Origin of the sequence: Parafrankia sp. FMc2 (assembly GCF_041008525.1) — a bacterium.
Taxonomy (GTDB): Bacteria; Actinomycetota; Actinomycetes; order Frankiales; family Frankiaceae; genus Parafrankia.
The window spans coordinates 1-514 of sequence record NZ_JBFLUG010000528.1 but is presented as its reverse complement, the minus strand read 5'-3'; the positions used below and the strand labels follow the sequence as shown (position 1 = coordinate 514).

2 pseudogenes are annotated in these 514 nt (G+C 61.3%); both read left to right on the top strand.

The features are described 5' to 3' along the window. Positions 1-126: 126 nt before the first annotated feature. A pseudogene (locus tag AB1460_RS38300) lies at positions 127-324 on the top strand (ISAzo13-like element transposase-related protein); the annotation flags it as partial. Between the two features lie 97 nt (positions 325-421). Next, positions 422-514 (top strand): annotated as a pseudogene (locus tag AB1460_RS38295) (IS6 family transposase); the annotation flags it as partial.

Sequence of the window (514 nt, the reverse complement as noted above, 5' to 3'; positions counted from 1 at the left end):
GGAACACATGGATGGAAAGTCGCACTCAACTCGCTGGTCAACCTCTTCCCCGGCCGACTACCTTTCTGATAATCTCCATGGAGTAGGCTGTTCATCTCTGGCTTACACGAAAATCGTGACAGGCTCGGCCGGGAGTGGCACCGCACCGGCGAGCCGGAACAGGTCAACACCCACGACTTCCCCCAGCTCGCCGACGGCAAAGCCGTTCCCTACGGCGTCTACGACCTCGCGGACAACTCTGCCTGGGTATCGGTCGGTATCGACCACGACACCTCCGCGTTCGCGGTCGCCACCATCAGAAAATGGTGGCAGGACATGGGCCGGGACAAGATGTCTGTTGCATAGGCGAAGTCCGCCATCTCGACCACCGAGCAGTCATGATCGAACGATGCGTCGACGTCGTGTCCGTCCACCGGCTCCGGTGTCGGAGTTCGCCGGGTTCCGGTTCCCACCGGAAGTGATCGTCCTGGCAGTGCGGTGGTACCTGCGGTACTCGCTGTCCTACCGGGATGTC